At 64.8% G+C, this 18,052-nt stretch carries 16 protein-coding genes and 1 pseudogene; 9 read left to right on the forward strand and 8 right to left on the reverse strand.

The window, feature by feature from the left end:
- Positions 1-738: crotonase/enoyl-CoA hydratase family protein (locus B4383_RS20160; protein WP_078293064.1), on the forward strand; the 738-nt coding region annotated here is incomplete at its 5' end.
- A 45-nt stretch (positions 739-783) separates the two neighbouring features.
- Here B4383_RS20160 and B4383_RS26775 read toward each other — a convergent pair.
- Both B4383_RS26775 and B4383_RS20165 read right to left on the reverse strand, forming a co-directional pair.
- A complete protein-coding gene (locus B4383_RS26775; protein ID WP_176126736.1) occupies positions 784-1,098 on the reverse strand; it encodes a hypothetical protein in 315 nt (104 codons plus the stop codon).
- 88 nt (positions 1,099-1,186) lie between these two features.
- Positions 1,187-2,151, reverse strand: a pseudogene (locus tag B4383_RS20165) (2-oxoglutarate and iron-dependent oxygenase domain-containing protein).
- 106 nt (positions 2,152-2,257) lie between these two features.
- Here B4383_RS20165 and B4383_RS20170 point away from each other — a divergent pair.
- Positions 2,258-3,988, forward strand: a complete 1,731-nt coding sequence (locus B4383_RS20170; RefSeq protein WP_078293063.1) for a serine/threonine-protein kinase — start codon at positions 2,258-2,260, stop codon at positions 3,986-3,988.
- Here the strand turns inward: B4383_RS20170 and B4383_RS20175 are convergent.
- On the reverse strand, positions 3,985-4,554 hold the full coding sequence (locus B4383_RS20175) for a DinB family protein (protein WP_078293062.1): 570 nt from the start codon (positions 4,552-4,554) through the stop codon (positions 3,985-3,987). The two genes, B4383_RS20170 and B4383_RS20175, sit on opposite strands and share 4 nt — an antisense overlap.
- Positions 4,555-4,823: 269 nt before the next feature.
- On the opposite strand from B4383_RS20175, the gene B4383_RS20180 reads away from it, so the two are divergent.
- The 3 genes from B4383_RS20180 to B4383_RS20190 all read left to right on the forward strand — a co-directional run bounded on the left by B4383_RS20180 (position 4,824) and on the right by B4383_RS20190 (position 8,431).
- On the forward strand, positions 4,824-6,659 hold the full coding sequence (locus B4383_RS20180) for an acyl-CoA dehydrogenase (RefSeq protein ID WP_078293061.1): 1,836 nt from the start codon (positions 4,824-4,826) through the stop codon (positions 6,657-6,659).
- 95 nt (positions 6,660-6,754) lie between these two features.
- On the forward strand, positions 6,755-7,708 hold the full coding sequence (locus tag B4383_RS20185; RefSeq protein WP_078293060.1) for an alpha/beta fold hydrolase: 954 nt from the start codon (positions 6,755-6,757) through the stop codon (positions 7,706-7,708).
- 33 nt (positions 7,709-7,741) lie between these two features.
- Positions 7,742-8,431, forward strand: coding sequence for a DUF1361 domain-containing protein (locus B4383_RS20190; protein WP_078293059.1), 690 nt, complete (start codon positions 7,742-7,744; stop codon positions 8,429-8,431).
- Between the two features lie 15 nt (positions 8,432-8,446).
- Here B4383_RS20190 and B4383_RS20195 read toward each other — a convergent pair whose 3' ends face one another.
- Positions 8,447-8,887: an AAA family ATPase gene (locus tag B4383_RS20195; RefSeq protein ID WP_078293058.1), complete on the reverse strand. Its 441-nt coding sequence runs from the start codon at positions 8,885-8,887 to the stop codon at positions 8,447-8,449.
- 66 nt (positions 8,888-8,953) lie between these two features.
- On the opposite strand from B4383_RS20195, the gene B4383_RS20200 reads away from it, so the two are divergent.
- Positions 8,954-10,447: a molybdopterin-dependent oxidoreductase gene (locus tag B4383_RS20200; protein ID WP_078293057.1), complete on the forward strand. Its 1,494-nt coding sequence runs from the start codon at positions 8,954-8,956 to the stop codon at positions 10,445-10,447.
- Here B4383_RS20200 and B4383_RS20205 read toward each other — a convergent pair whose 3' ends face one another.
- Positions 10,448-11,548 (reverse strand): NDMA-dependent alcohol dehydrogenase, encoded by a 1,101-nt coding sequence (locus B4383_RS20205; RefSeq protein ID WP_286150696.1) that lies wholly within the window; start codon positions 11,546-11,548, stop codon positions 10,448-10,450.
- A gap of 29 nt (positions 11,549-11,577) precedes the next feature.
- Positions 11,578-12,603 carry an oxygenase MpaB family protein gene (locus B4383_RS20210; RefSeq protein ID WP_176126734.1) on the reverse strand — a complete coding sequence of 342 codons (1,026 nt, stop codon included), beginning with the start codon at positions 12,601-12,603 and terminating at the stop codon, positions 11,578-11,580.
- 78 nt (positions 12,604-12,681) lie between these two features.
- On the opposite strand from B4383_RS20210, the gene B4383_RS20215 reads away from it, so the two are divergent.
- Entirely contained in the window at positions 12,682-13,305 is a 624-nt protein-coding gene (locus B4383_RS20215) for a TetR/AcrR family transcriptional regulator (RefSeq protein ID WP_078293054.1), read from the forward strand.
- 228 nt (positions 13,306-13,533) lie between these two features.
- Here B4383_RS20215 and B4383_RS20220 read toward each other — a convergent pair whose 3' ends face one another.
- Positions 13,534-14,898: an acetyl-CoA C-acetyltransferase gene (locus B4383_RS20220; RefSeq protein ID WP_176126732.1), complete on the reverse strand. Its 1,365-nt coding sequence runs from the start codon at positions 14,896-14,898 to the stop codon at positions 13,534-13,536.
- A gap of 71 nt (positions 14,899-14,969) precedes the next feature.
- Here B4383_RS20220 and B4383_RS20225 point away from each other — a divergent pair, with 71 nt between their 5' ends.
- Positions 14,970-16,328 carry a 3-oxoacyl-ACP reductase gene (locus B4383_RS20225; RefSeq protein ID WP_078293052.1) on the forward strand — a complete coding sequence of 453 codons (1,359 nt, stop codon included), beginning with the start codon at positions 14,970-14,972 and terminating at the stop codon, positions 16,326-16,328.
- Between the two features lie 2 nt (positions 16,329-16,330).
- Positions 16,331-17,185, forward strand: a complete 855-nt coding sequence (locus B4383_RS20230) for a MaoC/PaaZ C-terminal domain-containing protein (protein WP_078293051.1) — start codon at positions 16,331-16,333, stop codon at positions 17,183-17,185.
- Positions 17,186-17,325: 140 nt separating this feature from the next.
- On the opposite strand, the gene B4383_RS20235 is transcribed toward B4383_RS20230, so the two are convergent.
- On the reverse strand, positions 17,326-17,943 hold the full coding sequence (locus tag B4383_RS20235) for a TetR/AcrR family transcriptional regulator (protein ID WP_078293050.1): 618 nt from the start codon (positions 17,941-17,943) through the stop codon (positions 17,326-17,328).
- Between the last annotated feature and the right edge of the window lie 109 nt (positions 17,944-18,052).

Here is an 18,052-nt window from a genome sequence, read left to right on the forward strand (position 1 = left end):
CCCGAGAAGCTCAACGGACTCACCATCGACATGCTCAACGGCCTGACCGCCGCCGCGCGCCATATTGCCTCCGACACCTCGATCCGCGTGGTGGTGTTGTCCGGTGAGGGGGACACATTTTCTACCGGACTGGATTTCGCGGCCGCCGGGAAGGACCCTGCGCGCGTCGTCGCGAACTTCATTCCGCTCCCCTGGCTGGGTACCAACGGTTTTCAGGAGGCCTGCTGGGCGTGGCGCCGGTTGCGCATCCCCGTGATCGCCGTCATCCAGGGTCGTTGCTACGGCGGCGGGCTGCAGCTGGCACTGGCCGCCGACTTCCGGTTCACCACACCCGATGCCGAGTTCTCCATCCTCGAAGCCAAATGGGGTCTTATCCCGGACATGTCCGGAAGCGTCACGCTGAGTCAATTGATCGGAATTGACACCGCCAAACAGCTCACCATGACCGGCGAGATGTTCGACGGCTTCTACGCCAAGGAGATCGGCCTGGTCACCCAGGTGAGCGCCGACCCGGAGGCCGACGCGCAGGAACTCATCGACCAGATCCTCTCCCGCTCCCCTGATTCGGTGGCGGCCACCAAGACCCTGTTCGACAGGGCATGGTCAATGGCGCCGCGACGTGCCTTCGGCCTGGAGCGGCGCCTGCAGCTGCGGCTCATGCGTGGACCCAACTTCGCCATCGCACGCAAGGCCGGTATTGATAAGTCCGAACCTCAGTTCAAGGCCCGTAGCATCTAGAGAGCGTTGCCTATGCGGAGCGACCTAACGTGGGCGTTTTTTCGCTCAGCCCGCCGCGGGGACGCAATCGCGAAGCTCGGGCGCCATGCCGTACGGCCCCCACATCTGACGCTCCGCATCTTGGCGGGCCTCAGGCTCGTTACTTCCGTGACCGATCACCGAGCCGGCCCATTGCTTCATCCCGAAACCCATGCCCGGCATGCTTCCCGGGCCAAAGCCAGGTGGGCCAAAGTTATTGTTGGCGTACACCTGACACTGGACCGCGACTGGCCCCTCACCCGGCACCGCCGCCGCGACCGGCGCAGCGAACACCGCCACCGACATACCCACCCCTGCGACTATCGAACAAACCGCCCGCATAGCTCCTCCTCCTCGGTATCTGACAATAGTTTGCCACAGCCCGAGTATCACCCGCTCTGCGGCTTCGCGGAGCAGAACCGGAGGATCGCTAGTGTCCGAGGTATCCGTGCGCGGCGGCCACATCGGGGTGGGCCCGCAGCCGGCTCTTCCAGGCGTTCTCGCCGTAAGTCGCGTGGATCGGGTCGTCCGGATCCGCCGTGACGCCTCGCGCGCGATCCCTGAGTTCCGGCGGCAGCCCCAGCGTGGGGATATGCGCCTCGGCCTGGGGTCGAAGAAGTAGGCGACAGAAATGCGGGGCTTGCCTGTGAGCGTCACCCGGTGACGGGTGGCGCGTAGATACCCGCCACTGGCCCGTTCGAGCAGTTCGCCAATGTTCGCGATGAACGCGCCCGGGCGCCCGGGCGCGTCCAGCCAGACCCCGTCCACTTCGACCTGCAGGCCGCCGGCATCCGGTTCGGCCAACAACAAGGTCAGCACGCCAGAGTCGCGATGCGCACCCACACCCTGCCCGGTTGTCCCGCTGGCGGGATATCGGATGACCTTGATCAGGGTCGCGGGTTCGACACCGAATGCCTCGTCGAATACTCCGCCCGCCGATCCAAGGGAAATAGCCCACTCCCGCAGTAGCTTTCGCCCCACTGCCGCCAGGGCGACATCCCAGCTCGCGAGGCTCGCCCGTAACTCGGGAACCGCCTGCGTCCACTGATTGGGCCCCTGCAACCGCAGGTAATCAGGGCCTTCACCGTGCGCAGTCGCCCGACGTTCGGGCCCGACATCGATCTGCTCACGCCAATCGGTCAACCCGCCGGTCAGCTCTCCGCCCAGCCGGGTGAATCCACGGAAATGGGGGCTCCGCGGCATGGCGATGACGTCCTTGTCCGGCGCCGGTAACGCGAAAAGCCTATGAGCGGCGGCCAGCACCTCATCGACCAATCGGGATGAAACGCCATGGCCGGTGAGATAGAAGAACCCCGCCTCATGGGTGACGTCACGCAGCGTCGCGCGTAGCTGGTCCGGATCGCCAGACAGGTCGACGACGGGAAGATCAGCCATGCTCCCATGGTCCTCGGCAACCCGTGCACGGGCCACGGTCTTGACCGCCATGAGGAAATATCCCGAGTACGATGGCCAAACCGTCGGGAGAGGGACGCACAGGGGAATGACGTCATCGGAGAGGCCCCCATCGGGTCCGGGTAGCCAGCAGCCTGGGGACCTTCCGCCAGGGACGCTCATATCCGGATACGAGGTAGAACGCGTCCTCGGCCGTGGCGGCATGGGAACCGTGTACCTGGCCGCGAATCCGAACCTGCAACGTCCCGAGGCCCTGAAGATTCTGAGCGCCCAAGCCTCACGCGACCCGGCCTTCCGGGCACGGTTCATGCGCGAGGCCTCGATCGCTGCCTCCCTGGATCACCCGAACATCGTCACGGTGCACAACCGCGGCGAGACGCCAGACGGCGACTTGTGGATCGCCATGCAATACGTCCAGGGCAGCGATGCACACTCCGAGTCCACGAACGGACGCATGTCGCTGACCCGCGCCGTTCATATCGTCAGCGAGGTCGCCAAGGCGCTCGACTATCTGCATGCCCGGGGCCTGGTGCACCGCGATGTGAAACCGGCCAATATCCTGTTGTCCGCGGGAGACCGCCGAATCATGTTGGGCGACTTCGGTGTCACCCGTGCACTCGATGACGCCAATACCGTCACCTCGGCGGGGAACGTGACCGCAACGATCGGATATGCCGCACCGGAGGTTTTGTCCGGCGCGGCAATCGATGGCCGCGCCGACGTCTACGCGCTGGGCTGCACGCTCTTTCGGATGCTGACGGGCCAGCCGCCATTTGGATCCGGCGGGTCGCTACCCGCGATCATCAACGCACACCTTTCGGCACCTCCACCCCGAATCTCCCAATTCGCCTCGGTGCCTGAGTCAATGGATACATTGATCGCCAAGGCGATGGCCAAGAACCCCGCTGATCGTTATCAAAGCGCCGGGGAGTTCGCGCTGGCCGCACAACAGCTCCTGGCAGACCCGCATCAGCACCGGCAGACCGTCACCCAGCCGGTGCCGACCGCCACGCAGCAGCCCGGCCCGGCGCGAACGTTGGTTAAACACAAACGCATTGCGGCGATTACCGGCACTGTCGTCCTGCTCGTCGCATCGGCCGTGGTCGCCGTCGGCATCTGGCCCCGCCATGACAACGAAAGAAGACCCAAGCCCGCGCCCGGGTCGAGCGCCGCCGCCGTCAAGCCGGGCGAATCGCTGGCCGGACAGCCGAACACCATCCTCGACACGTTGCTACCCGGCCAGTTCGACTATCCCGACGGGTGGGAGAAGAATCCGTCGCCCACCTTCAGGTCCGGGGAGTTCAACCCTGCAATGCCACCCGGCGCGGCCACCACCGTCGGCGGAACCCCCGCGGGCTGCAACACCATTGACCCCATCTGGGCGCTGCGCGCCAAGGACCGCGAGACGTCGACGTTACATCTACGCGATCGCAAGAAGCCTGAACGGGAGATCCTGATCCGGATCGTCCCGGCATCCGATGCCCTCTCCACCGACGACACGTCCGATGCGTTGATCAAGTGCGATGCGGTCGCGTACACCATCCCCGGTGCCAGCACCACGTGGCGATGCTCGTTCGAGTTCGATGAGCCGGCGCCGGTCCAGAATGGCCAAAAGGAGCTCACCGCAACGGAATCGTGCTTCACGTTTCCCTCCGGAGCGAACAGCATGCGACAGCACGTCTCGTTCAACGTCGTACGCGGCCTACTCGTGTACATCCTGGCCAGCGGTGCGTCCAACCGCAACGACGCGGCGGGTTCCCTCAGCGCGACCGCGTTGAACTTCGCGACCGCGATGAAGATCCTGCGCTACGGCCGCTAGTTCTTCGGAGACCAGGGCGTGAGCCAGTCGGTGGGCTCCCAACCCTCGACCGCCGCCAGCAGCTCGTACATCGTTGCGCCATCGATGGACTCGCGAATGATGTCCGCGTGACCAGCGTGCCGCGCCAGTTCCTCGATGATGTGCAACGCCACCCACCGCACATTCCAGGCATCGACGTCCTTGGGGAACCACGGCGCGGAAGGGACGGGCACCGGAGTATCCAGTCCCTTCTGTTTGATCGCGGCCAGTGTCGCCTCGCTCTGCGCCGAGAACGCGGCCACGGCTTCAGCAAGTGTTTCGTCCTCGCGCAAGGTGAATTCGTCATCGGCACGTTGACGGTCGGATCCGGGGTTGGGCGCGGCGACAATCTTGTCCGTCCAGCCCGCCAACATGTTGGTGACGTGCTTGATAAGCCCACCGATCGACAGCGTGCCCGCCGTCGGTGTCAGACGTGCCTGATCGTCGGTCAGCCCAAAGGCCACAATCCGAAAGGCGTCTTGCTGCGCAGCGATGTACTCGATCAGCCCGTGCAACTCGGTCGGAACGGGTGGGGGCATGGCAGGCATACGAAGTTCCTCTCAGGGCTGTGAGCTGGCATGCACAAGCCAACACCACACCACCGACATCACTCTCCAGAACCGTGAAAAAATGCCCCCTGACCTGCGATGTCGAATTGTGATGACAACCACAAGGCCAGGACTTTTGTCACACGCTACTCAGCGGTATAGTTCAGTTGTTACCGGTGGGTAACTTAATCAGCAGTAAGAACCCAACCGAATATCAGAAAACAGCCCCACGAGACCACGGTCAGACCCAAGAGAAAGCAATGACGCACATGGGCCACTACAAGTCGAACGTCCGCGACCTGGAGTTCAACCTCTTCGAGCTCTTCAACATTCAGCAGGTATTCGGCGGCGAGGAATTCCCCGAGCTGGACGAAGAGACCGCTCGCACTTTCCTTTCCGAGATGCGCACCCTCGCCGAGGGACCGCTGGCTGATTCTTTCGCCGAGGGCGACCGCAACCCGCCGGTCTTCGACCCGGAGACCCACTCGGTGGCTATCCCCGAGGCCTTCAAGAAGTCCGTCAAGGCAATCACCGACGCCGGCTGGGATCGCCTCGGCCTGATCGAAGAACTGGGCGGCAGCCCGGTTCCGCGCTCGCTGATGTGGGCCATCCAGGAGATGATCCTCGGCGCCAACCCCGCGGTCTGGATGTACAGCGGCGGTGCCGGTTTCGCACAGATCTTCTACAACGTGGCCACCGATGAGCAGAAGAAGTGGGCCGAGTTCGCCGCCGAGCGCGGCTGGGGCGCCACCATGGTGCTCACCGAGCCCGACGCCGGTTCGGACGTGGGGGCCGGACGTACCAAGGCCGTCAAGCAGGAGGACGGCTCCTGGCACATCGACGGTGTGAAGCGCTTCATCACCTCCGCCGACTCCGATGACATGTTCGAGAACATCATGCACCTGGTGCTGGCCCGCCCCGAGGGTGCCGGCCCCGGCACCAAGGGTCTGTCGCTGTTCTTCGTACCCAAGTTCGTCCCCAACTTCGAGACCGGCGAGCCGGGCGAGCGCAACGGCGTCTTCGTCACCAACGTCGAGCACAAGATGGGCCTGAAGGTTTCGGCCACCTGTGAGCTGAGCCTGGGACAGCACGGCGTTCCCGCCAAGGGTTGGCTCGTGGGCGAGGTGCACAACGGCATCGCGCAGATGTTCGACGTCATCGAGCAGGCCCGCATGATGGTGGGCACCAAGGCCATCGCCACCCTCTCGACTGGCTACCTGAACGCCCTCGAGTACGCCAAGACCCGCGTACAGGGTGCGGACATGACGCAGCTGACCGACAAGACGGCCCCGCGCGTCACCATCACGCACCACCCGGACGTGCGCCGCTCGCTGATGACCCAGAAGGCATACGCCGAGGGCCTGCGCGCGCTGTACCTCTACGCCACCACCTTCCAGGACACCGTAGCCGCCAAGGCCATCAACGGTGTCGAGGCCGAGGAGGCGGTGCGGCTCAACGATCTGCTGCTGCCGATCATCAAGGGTGTGGGTTCCGAGCGCGCCTACGAGAAGCTCACCGAGAGCCTGCAGACCTTCGGTGGATCCGGCTTCCTGCAGGACTACCCGATTGAGCAGTACATCCGTGACGCCAAGATCGACTCGCTGTACGAAGGCACCACGGCGATCCAGGCCCAGGACTTCTTCTTCCGCAAGATCGTCAAGGACCAGGGCAAGTCGCTGGCCTTCATCTCCGGCCAGATCGAACAGTTCGTCAACAGTGAGACCGGCAACGGCCGCCTCAAGGCCGAGCGTGCGCTGCTCGCAACGGCTCTGGAGGACGTGCAGGGCATGGCCGCGACCATGACCGCCAACCTGATGGCCGCCCAGCAGGAGATCACTCAGGTTTACAAGGTTGGCACGGCCTCCGTGCGCTTCCTGATGAGCGTGGGCGACCTGCTGATCGGCTGGCTGCTCCAGCGTCAGGCCGCCGTGGCCATCGAGGCCCTCGATGCCGGCGCGACCGGTGCCGACAAGTCCTTCTACGAGGGCAAGATTGCGGTTGCCTCGTTCTTCGCCAAGAACATGCTGCCGCAGCTCACCTCGACCCGTGCCATCCTGGACAACGTCGACAACGACATCATGGAACTCGACGAAGCCGCCTTCTGATTCATTAATCACGAAGCCCCTGTTTCCCGCTGGGAGACGGGGGCTTCGTGCATTCCGGGGTACCGCCGTTGTCAGACCACGCATAGGGTTGTCGTATGCCTCGTTACTACCGCGACCAGCAAGCGTGGAAAGACCTCCAGATGTTCCTTCCCGAGCGGCTGCGGCTCGACGAGTCGACGGCGCCGCAGGAGGAATTCTGGGACTGGCACGGTAACCGGGTGCACCTCGACCGGTACCCCAACCCCGCGGCAGCGGTGAAGGTGGTGCTGCTGCACGGCGTCGGCACCAATGGCCGTCAGATGTCACTCATCCTCGGTGCACCATTGGCGCGCAGGGGCTTCGAGACTGTCGCGATCGACAACCTCGGCTATGGGCTTACCGATGTGGCACCGGGGGCAGTACCCGGATACGGCGACTGGGTGGACCTGGTGGTCGACTATCTGGAGTATGAGCGGCGCCGCGATGTGCGACCCATCGTGCTGTACGGGCTCAGTGCCGGCGGCATGCTCGCCTACCACGTGGCGGCCAAGGCACCGCGCGACACGGTACGCGGAATCATCGGCATGACGTTCCTGGACCAGCGGGTGCGTGAGGTGGCCGACGGCACCGCCCACGACCTGCTGACCGCACGCGTCGGCGTGCCCTTCCTGCGACTCGCGGCCAAGACGCCGGCCCGGCGAGTCCGTTACCCCATGTGGCTGGCATCGAAGATGAGCACACTCGCGAATAACCGCGCGGCGATGAAGGTCTTCATGAAGGACCGCACGTCCGCGGCCAACTGGGTCAGCGTGAAGTTCCTGGCCGACTACATGAGCTACGCCCCCGCCGTCGAGCCCGCCGATTTCGACGTGTGCCCCATCATCCTCACCCAGCCTGACGAGGACCGATGGACACCCTACGAGTTCAGCCGGCCGGTGCTCGACCCCATCACCAAGGTGCCGGTGACGGTGGTACCGCTGGAGCGAACCGGGCACTATCCGCTGGAAGATCCCGGACTGAAGCAATTGGAAGATGCGGCGGTCGGATTCATCCGCGCCGTCGCAGGCTGACCGCTTCGGTCAACCTTCGGGCAAACTTGACGCATGACCGAAGCCCGACGTGCCGTGCTGGTTCTCTCATTGGTCGCAACCAGCCTGTTGACCTTCCTGCTCGGCGTCACGGATCCCGCGGCACCCATGTTCTACCCCACCCGCTTCCTGATCTGGAATCTGTTCCTGGCCTGGCTGCCGGTCTTCGCCGCACTGGCGTTTTCGACTGTCCGGCACAAGATTTGGCTGATTCCGATCGGGTTGGTGTGGCTTGCCTTCTTACCCAACGCACCGTATCTCGTCACCGACCTGGTGCACCTGATCGACGGCATCGCGTTCTGGCGTCATGTGCTGCAATACGGCGTCGCCGCCTGGACCGGAATCATCCTGGGCGTGGTGTCGCTGCGGTTGGTACACCGGCGAATTCAGCGCGACTTCGGCGTGGTCACCGGGTGGATCGTCGTGGTCATCTCCGTTGGCCTGTGCGCCGTGGGAGTGGTGATCGGACGCTTCCAGCGCTGGAACTCCTGGGACCTGATTCACCGGCCGGGCGCCGTCGCCGCGAGCACCCTGGAGTGGGTGAGCTCTCCGTTCTCCTTTGTGGCCCATACCGGTGTGGCAGTGGCCGTCGCCGCGTTCTTCGGGCTGGCGTATCTGACCGTGTGGTCGCTATCCGCTCCCGACGATAGGCCGTCACAAGCAGGCGTTAAGTACCTTCAAGACAACGCAATTCAGGGCATCTAGCGCCCCGCAGCGTACCTACCGCGCCAGCGCGCCGACGCATTCGGCCAGCTCGGCCACCGGAAGCCGGCCATCCAATTCCACCGTGGCGCTCCGGCGCAGCAGCGGCTCCACGTCTTCGGTGTACCGCGCGATCTCGGCCCGCTCCGCGTCGGTCCGGCCGTACGGGTTGTTGGTGCGAGAGCTCACGCGGGCGATGGCCACCTCCAGCGGCACGCTGAGCAGCACCACGTGGCCAAACCTGTCGTAGAAGTCCACCTGGTTGTCCACCGTGCCGGACACGATGACATCCGAACGCTGGTCCAACAGCGCCGTCATTCGGGCCACATCCCAGCGGCCGTCCGCCAGCGTCCAGCCGTCGTAGTTGGTATCGACGGTGCGATACCCACGACGCGCCAGCTCCTCGAGCAGCGTGGTCTTCCCTGTTCCCGACATGCCCGTGACCAACACCCGTCCCACATCTGAACCATATGCGGTGGCGCGTCGTTGAAAGCAGGAGAAGAGTGAACCCCAACGGAGGTGACGATGGAGCAGGCAGCACGACGGATCATCGCGGGTCTTATCGCCGCGGCGGCCGCGCTGGCGGTCGGACAACTGACTGCCGCCGCTGTCGCCCCGGATTCCGCGCCGTTCTACGCAGTCGGGAACACTGTCGTCGATCACACCCCGGCAGCCGTGCGCGAATGGGTCATCGGGGTTTTCGGCACCTCCGACAAGGCAGTGTTGTTCGCGTGCCTGTCCGCGGTCATCGCCCTGCTCGCCGTGACAGCCGGTCTCGTCGAGCGCGAGCGGCGATACGGCTCGGTCCTGATCGCGGCGCTCGGTGTTGCCGGCGCACTGGCCGCCGCAACCCGGCCGACCGGAGAGTTCAGCTGGATCTGGCCCTCGGTGATCGCCGCCGCGGCTGGAGTGCTGGTCCTGCACGTGCTGGTCGGCCGCGCTGACAGCCGGGATTCCCAGGACCGGCGCAAATTCTTCGGAGCAGCAGCGGCTTTCGCGGCCGGATCGGCGGGCGCCTACTGGCTCGGCAGCCGCTGGAGCAAGGGTGCCGTCGTCGCCGAAGAACGCCGAGAGGCCACCCTGCCCGCACCCGTTGCACCCGCGCCGCCGCTGCCCGCGGGAATCGACGTCAAGGGAGCGGTGCCCTACATCACGAGCAATACGGGCTTCTACCGCATCGACACTGCCCTGCGCGTGCCCCAGCTGACCACTGCCGAATGGCAACTCAACATTCACGGCATGGTCGACCGACCCCGCACGATCACGTGGGCAGAGCTCACCGCGATGGCGGCCACCGAGCGTGCGGTGACCCTGACATGCGTCTCCAACGAGATCGGCGGGGACTTGATCGGCAACGCGATGTGGACTGGCTTTCCGATCAAACCGATACTGGAATCCGTTGGAGTCCATGGCGATGCGGACATGCTGTTGTCGAAGAGCGCCGACGGCTGGACGGCCGGGACACCGCTGGACGTGCTCACCGACGGCCGCGACTCGATTCTCGCCATCGCGATGAACGGGACACCTCTACCCGTCGAGCACGGATATCCGGTGCGACAGGTGGTGCCCGGGTTGTACGGCTACGTGTCCGCGACCAAGTGGGTTGTCGACTGGGAGATCACTCGATTCGATACCGCCCGTGCCTACTGGACCGTCCGCGGCTGGTCGGCGCGCGGTCCCATCAAGACGGGATGCCGCATCGACACGCCCCGAACCGGCGGTCGCCTGGGCACGGGCACTCAGATCGTGGCCGGGACGGCATGGGCCCAACACCGGGGCATCACCAAGGTAGAAGTACAGATCGACGACGGGCCTTGGCAGCCCGCAACGCTCGCACCCGAGTACTCGATCGAGACCTGGCGGCAATGGTGGTTCGGCTGGCAAGCGACACCGGGTGAGCACATCATCACGGCGCGGGCCACCGACGGCACCGGAGCGGTGCAGACCGATCAGATCGCGTCCCCGGTGCCCGATGGGGCGACGGGATATCCGAAACGACTCGTGACCGTCGGGGCCTGACTAACCGAACTCCACAATACTGCGAATATTCTTTCCCTGCTTCATGTCTCGATAACCTCGCGCGATGTCGTCAAGTGCATAGGTGCGCGTCACCATCTCGTCCGTCTTGAGTTCCCCGCTGGCATACAGCGCCACCATGGTGGGTACCGCCTCAAACGGGCTCCAGTTCCCGTAGATGACACCCCTGATGGTCTTCTGCATCAGCGTCACCATGCTCAGGTCCAGTGACACTTCCTCGGGACGGAACGCACCCATGCTGGTCATCGCCACCGTGCCGCCCTTGCGGATGGAGGCCACAGCGTCCGTGAGATCGCCCGGCTCCATTCGGCCCACCGTGATCATGGTGGCGTCCGCGCCCTGCCCGTTGGTGTAGGAGCGGGCCCGTTCGGCTGCCTCGTCGATCGTCGCGAACACCTCGGTGGCCCCGAATGTCTTTGCGACCTCGCGCTTGTACGCCACCGGGTCGACCAGCAGGATGTTCGCCGCTCCGGAATGTGCGGCCCCTTGAACCGCAGCGGCACCGACTCCGCCCAGACCCATGACGATCACCGTCTGCCCGGGCTTGACCGCGGCCGCATTGACGGCGGTACCCCACCCCGTGCCCATCGCACACCCCAACAGGCACAACCGATTCAACGGCAGCTCCTTGGGGACCTTGTACGCGGATTGAACCGAGACGGTGGTGTACTCGCTGAACGCCGAGAGCCCCAGCTGCTGCCCACAGGGCTGCCCGTCGAGGCGCAATCGATAACTGGTGGGGTCGTCGAACCTGGATCCGGTGAGCGCATAGGCGCCGGCATCGCAAAGCTGCTGCATGCCGCGTGCACACCACAGGCAGCGTCCGCAGGCCGGCAGGAACGTCAGCACCACGTGGTCTCCGACCGCGAATTGTGTTGTGCCATCACCGACTTTCTCCACCACTCCGGCGCCCTCGTGGCCTCCGCACATGGGCAGCATCTCCACCGGGAAATCTCCGGTGGCGATGTGATCATCGGAATGACATAGACCGACGGCCGCCATCCGGACCATGATCTCGCCGGGTCGAGGGTCTTCCACCTCGACCACGCAGGGCTCGAATTCCCCTGGCACACTCCGGATCACCGAAGCATGCGAACGTCGATAGGCCACCGTCAATTACCCCTGCGACTGCGACGCACGGCGGATGGCTCGCCCTTGTCATGCGCCGCGAAGTCGGTCAGCTCACGGCCGCGCATCCTGTTGATCACCCGCTGGTGCTCGCGGGCGTGGTAGGCAAGGGGCGAATAGGTGACACGCTCCGGTAGCACCCGATAGGCGGCGCGGTACACCGCGAAGAATCTGCGCAGAAGACGCTCGTCGCGCTCGGACCACGCGACTCCGAGAGTGCCGCGCACCCGCTGATCCATGGCGCCGAAGGTCAGGACGAAGAAGACACGGGAAATCGGCGCCAGCACCGGCTTCAGCGCCGCGGCCATGAGACCCGAGGGAACCCAGCGCGGAATCCGCCGCGCCAGGGGCGAATCCTCGTTACCGACCAAAGGATCGACCAGCTTCCCCAAATTCTCCGCAACCGCAGGATGATTGATGAGTACCTGCTCGACCATGCGGTCGTAGAACTCCCAAAACTCCGCGCGCGATGTGGGATAGCCACGCTCGGGGACCTGCGTGATGCGGGCTAACAGGCGGTTGTCCTGAAAGAGCCTCTCGTCTTCCTCGTCGGTCAAGTCCCGTCCCAGAAACCGCGGAGTCACGCGACGGCCTGCCACATACGACGTCGCGATCACCCATGCATATGCCTCCGGGTCGAGTGCGCTGACGTGCTTGCCCTGCCTACTGCCGGTCTCGCCCTGCATCTGCAACGGCCGATGCATCGTGCGCAGCCAATAACCCTGCTCAATCGCGGCCTTACCCCCGAATATCCACTGCTGCACCGCGTCGAAGGAGCGGATCGCACGGCCCGCCGGATCCCGGTCTGCCACCGAGTACCGATCGGTCACATCACCAATCACCGGATGCATGCCCTGCATGATGAATGCGGCGCCCACTGCGGGTAAGTACAGCCACTGCCCCCCAAGGGTGGCGGTCAGGCCGAGCGGGTCGAACAGCTCGGGCACCGGCTGAGCCCAATCACTCGATACCGAATCCTGCGTTGCCGGGGATTCCACCAGTGCAGTCACAACGAAACCTCCTTGTGTCGTTACCCGAAAAGCTAACGTGAACACCCGGTCGCATATAAGTCTCATCTGGGGGACGCCATGGCATCGGATAACCGCATTTCACGCCTGCGTAAAACACCGCAGCAGCACCGATCCCGGGAACTGGTCGCAAAAATCGTGACGGCGACGGGCAAGCTGCTGGTCACCGAGGGCCCCGAGGCGATCACCACCAACCGCATCGCTGCCATCACCGGGATCAGTAAGGGGTCGATCTATCAGTACTTCCACACCAAGGACGACATCATCATGGCGGCGATCCGGGATGCCGCCGAGCGACAACTTCCGGGGGTCCGCTCAGCGCTGGCGGCTAACGCGCTCGCGCCGCCACCCCAGATGATCGACGCCGCGATCGACATGTTGATCGCCTTCACTACTGACAACGCCCCCACCCTGCGCTATCTCAACGAGAATCCGGAGTTCGCCCGCGAGGTCGAGGCCAGCTCGAACATGCCGGTCCTGATGCAAACCATGATGACCCTGCATGTTCAGCAGTACCGCGATCAGTACCACGCCGATCTCGAACCGGAGACCATCACGTGGCTCTTCATCAACTCGGCAATCACCACCACGCTGATGATCTTCCAAACCGACCGGAGCCCGATCGATCTCCAACAACTGCGGATGGGGCTGAAACGCATGGCGTACGGTCTGCTGACTTCGTAGCCGATCCCGACATGGCGGGACCCAAGAAAGTAGGTGGCCTCGCGCCGCCGTCGGGTCGGGGGGTCGGACGGTGGCGCGAGGCTACCCATGTATCGACACCTACTCCGAGAGCGTTACACGCTTCCCGAAAAAACTTGAAACTTTTTTTGCCGATGCCCCAAGAAAGCCAAAACCCCCGGTCACGGGCGGTGCCCATGACCGGGGGTCTCGATAGAGTGCTTAAGCGACTCAGGCTTCGAGAATGGCCGTCACGCCCTGTCCACCCGCGGCGCACACCGAGATCAGTCCGCGCACCGGCTTACCGGTCTCGGCCTTCTTCTCGGCGAGCTGCTTGGCCAGCTGAGCCACGATGCGGCCGCCGGTGGCCGCGAACGGGTGCCCGGCCGCCAGCGAGGAGCCGTTGACGTTGAGCTTGCTTCGATCGATGGCGCCCAGCGGCTTATCCAGGCCGAGGCGCTCCTTGCAGTAATCCGCCGACTCCCACGCCTGCAACGTCGCGAACACCACCGAGGCGAAGGCCTCGTGGATTTCGTAGAAGTCAAAGTCCTGCAGAGTCAGGCCGTTGCGGGCCAGCAGGCGCGGCACCGCGTAGGTCGGAGCCATCAGCAGACCGTCGGGGCCGTTGATGTAATCCACCGCGGCGGTCTCACCGTCGACGAAGTAGGCCAGCACGGGGATACCGCGCTCGGCGGCCCACTCCTCGCTGGACAGCAGCGCCACAGAAGCACCGTCGGTCAACGGAGTGGAGTTACCGGCGGTCATGGTGGCGTCGCCGTGCTTCACGCCGAACACCGGCTTCAACGTCGCCAGCTTCTCCACACTCGAGTTCGGGCGCAGGTTGTCGTCGCGGTACAGCCCCAGGAACGGGCTGATCAGGTCATCGAAGAAACCACGGTCGTACGCGGCGGCCATCTTCTGGTGGCTGGCCGCGGCCAGGGCATCCTGGTCGGTGCGCTTGACGCCTGCCTGTTTGGCGGTGATGGCAGCGTGCTCACCCATGGACAGCCCCGTGCGCGGCTCACCGTTCTGGGGGATGTCGACGCCGAGGGCGGCCGGCAGCTTGCCGAGCAGCTTGAGCCGAGTCACGTTGTCCTTGGCCCGGCGGATCGCCAGCAGGGTGTGGCGAAGATCATCACCGAAGTTGATCGGTGCATCGGAGGTGGTGTCCACGCCACCGGCCAGTACCGACTCGTAGCGGCCGAGCGCGATGCCGTCCGCACCGACGATCGCGGCCTGCAGACCCGTGCCACAGGCCTGCTGCAGATCGAAGGCCTGGGAGTACGGCGACAGCGGGCTGCCCAACACGGACTCGCGGGTGAGATTGAAATCACGGCTGAGCTTCAGGACCGCACCGGCAATTACAGCACCCAGACGCTCACCCTTGAGGTTGAAGCGATCGGAGGCGCCGGTAATGGCGGCGGTCAACATGTCCTGGTTGGAGGCGTTCGCATAGGCGCCGTCCGAACGTGCGAAGGGGATGCGGTTACCGCCGAGAACCGCGACGCGGCGACGGCCTTGCGAGGCGGTTGACTTGCGTGTCGAGCTGGTTGCCACTTGTCTCTCCACTGTTAGGGGGGCAGGATTACCGAGCATTCTTACTCTGGAGTAAGTTCTTTGTCGAGTTCACCCTAGACCAATTACGGACAACCACTAAGGAACGGCACATGTCCCCCAAGCTCACTGACGACCTGTACGCGCTGCTGGTCAACTCCGGGCCCGGCAACCTGCTCGCCGGCCGGCTGGGTATCCCGCAGCCCGAGAAGCTGCGCCGCTACAAGAAGGGGCAGCCCGCGCTGGCCGGGCCTGTGCTGATCGGTGGTGAAGGCCGCCTCGCCGAGCCGCTGCGTGCCGCCCTGGCCGACGACTATGACCTGGTCTCCAACAACCTCGGTGGTCGCTGGGCCGACAAGTTCGGCGCCCTGGTCTTCGACGCCACCGGAATCACCACCCCGGTCGAGCTGAAGCAACTGCATGAGTTCTTCACGCCGCTCCTGCGCAATGTGGGCAAGTCGGGCCGTCTGCTGGTCATCGGCACCACCCCCGACAAGGCAGCCACCACCGATGAGCGCATCGCCCAGCGCGCCCTGGAAGGCTTCACCCGCTCGCTGGCCAAGGAATTCGGCAACGGTGCCACCGTGCAGCTGGTATACCTGCACCCCGATGCCAAGACCGGCGCCACCGGACTCGAGTCGACCGTCCGCTTCATCCTGTCGGCCAAGTCCACCTATGTGGATGGCCAGGTGTTCTACGTGGGCGCCGACGACTCCGCACCGCCCGCCGATTGGGACAAGCCGCTGGCCGGCAAGGTCGCCATCGTCACCGGTGCCGCCCGCGGTATCGGCGAGACTATCGCCGAGGTGTTCGCCCGTGACGGCGCGGCCGTTGTCGCCATCGACATGCCTTCCGACGATCTGACCGCTGTCGCACAGAAGGTCGGCGGAACGTCATTGGCGCTGGACGTCACCGCGGCCGACGCCGTCGACCAGATCACCGCGCACCTCAAGGAGCACCACGGCGGCAAGGCCGACATCCTGGTCAACAACGCCGGTATCACCCGCGACAAGCTGCTGGCCAACATGGACGATGGCCGCTGGGACTCCGTCATCGCCGTGAACCTGCTGGCACCGCAGCGCCTTACCGAGGGGCTGATCGAGAACGGGACCATCGGAGACGGCGGACGCATCGTCGGACTGGCCTCCATCGCTGGCATCGCCGGTAACCGCGGTCAGACCAACTACGGCGCCACCAAGGCCGGCATGATCGGTATCACCCAGGCGCTGGCTCCGTCACTGGCCGAGAAGGGCATCACCATCAACGCCGTCGCGCCGGGCTTCATCGAGACCAAGATGACCGCGGCCATCCCGCTGGCCAACCGCGAGGTGGGCCGCCGCATCAACTCGCTGAACCAGGGCGGCGAGCCCGTGGACGTCGCCGAGACCATCGCCTACTTCGCCAGCCCCGCATCGAATGCGGTGACCGGCAACGTGGTTCGGGTCTGCGGCCAGTCCTGGCTGGGGGCCTGATCATGGGCGCTGCCACAACACAGCCCTCCGGCCTTCGCAATATGGCCATGGCTGCGGTCGGTGCGCTGCCGTTCATCCCACGCCCGTCCACCCTGCCCAGCAGGGTCGTCCGGACCCACGGTGTGCGGATCGACCCGGCGCACGTCTCCGCCTACGCCAAGGTGACCGGCTTGAGTTTCACCGACAAGGTGCCGGTGACCTATCCGTTCGCGCTGCAGTTCCCCTCGGTGATGGAGTTGGTGACGGGATTCGATTTCCCCTTCCCCGCCATCGGCACCGTGCACCTGGAGAACCACATCACCCAGCACCGCGCCATCACCGCGACCGACACCGTCGACATCGAGGTGCGTGCGGAGAACCTGCGCGAGCACCGCAAGGGCCTGCTGGTGGATGTCCTGACGGACATCACCATCGGCACCGACACCGTCTGGCAGCAGACCATGACGTTCCTGCGTCAGCAGCGCACCAGCCTGTCCGACGGGGTCAAGCCGGAACCACCGAAGGCCGTCAAACTGCCGCCGCCGAACTCGACGCTGCGCATCAGCGGCGGGCAGATCCGTCGGTACGCATCGGTGAGCGGAGACCACAACCCGATCCACACCTCGTCGATCGGCGCCAAGGCGCTGGGCTTCCCGAGGGCCATTGCCCACGGAATGTTCACCGCCGCAGCAGTTCTCGGTAATATTCAGGGCGAGATCCCCGACGCCGCGCGCTACGACGTCAAGTTCGGCAAGCCGATCCTGCTACCCGCCTCGGTGGGCGTGTGGATCGAGAAGGATGGCAACGGCTGGGATATCGCCGTCCGCAATCCGAAGAAGGGTGACCCGCACTTGACCGGGACCATCACCCCGCTCTGATAGGCACCACGCAAGGGCCCGCGACCGGCAAATCCGGTCGCGGGCCCTGCGCATGTCCGGGCGGAAGGACACGGGTAAGTGCCCGGCTATGAGCGACAGACCGAGCCCTGACGAATACATTTCGCTTCTATCAGGGCCCATTAGGCGCGTTTGGCCACAGGCTCATCACGCGGACGGCCACGCAGACCACGCCAACCGAGGTTGAGCAGCGTGTCTTTCGCGCTCTCGACCTTGATATCGCCGGTTGCCACCCGGGACGCCACGGCCTCGCCACCACCGACGAGAGCGACGGCCATGGCGTCGTAGTCGGTGTCGGGGTCGATCTCCGGTGAAGCAGCCTTGATCAGGCGCGCCACCAGTTCGATGATCCGGTCACGCCCCTCGCGCACCTGCTTGGCGAACAGCTGCGTGCTAGTGGCCTGTCCGTAAATCACGATCCAGGACGCCCGGTGGGTGTCGACATAGTTGAGAAACGATACGACGGTGGTGCTCAACACGTCTCGTGGCGATTTCGTCAGGTCGATATCGCCGCGCACCGCCTCGACGAACCTACCGAGTTCGCGGCGAAGGCACGCCACGAAGAGGTCTTCCTTGGAGCCGTAGTACAGATAGAGCATCGGCTTAGAAATCTTGGCCGCCGCGGCGATGGCGTCCATCGAGGTGTCCCGGAAGCCGTTGAGCGCGAACTCCAGCACAGCGGCATCCAGCATCTGCTGCTCCCGAACAGCACGGGGCAGCCGCTTGGTACCACCGGCCATGGCTGCCTCCGAGGTTGGGACGTCAACGCGAACTTACTCCAGAGTAAGCTACTGGTTGGTTCGACTATTGCATACCGTCCCGCTACCGCGCGCTGGGACCGCTGAAATG

Origin of the sequence: Mycobacterium sp. D16R24, from assembly GCF_002013385.1 — a bacterium.
In the GTDB taxonomy this organism is placed as follows: domain Bacteria; phylum Actinomycetota; class Actinomycetes; order Mycobacteriales; family Mycobacteriaceae; genus Mycobacterium.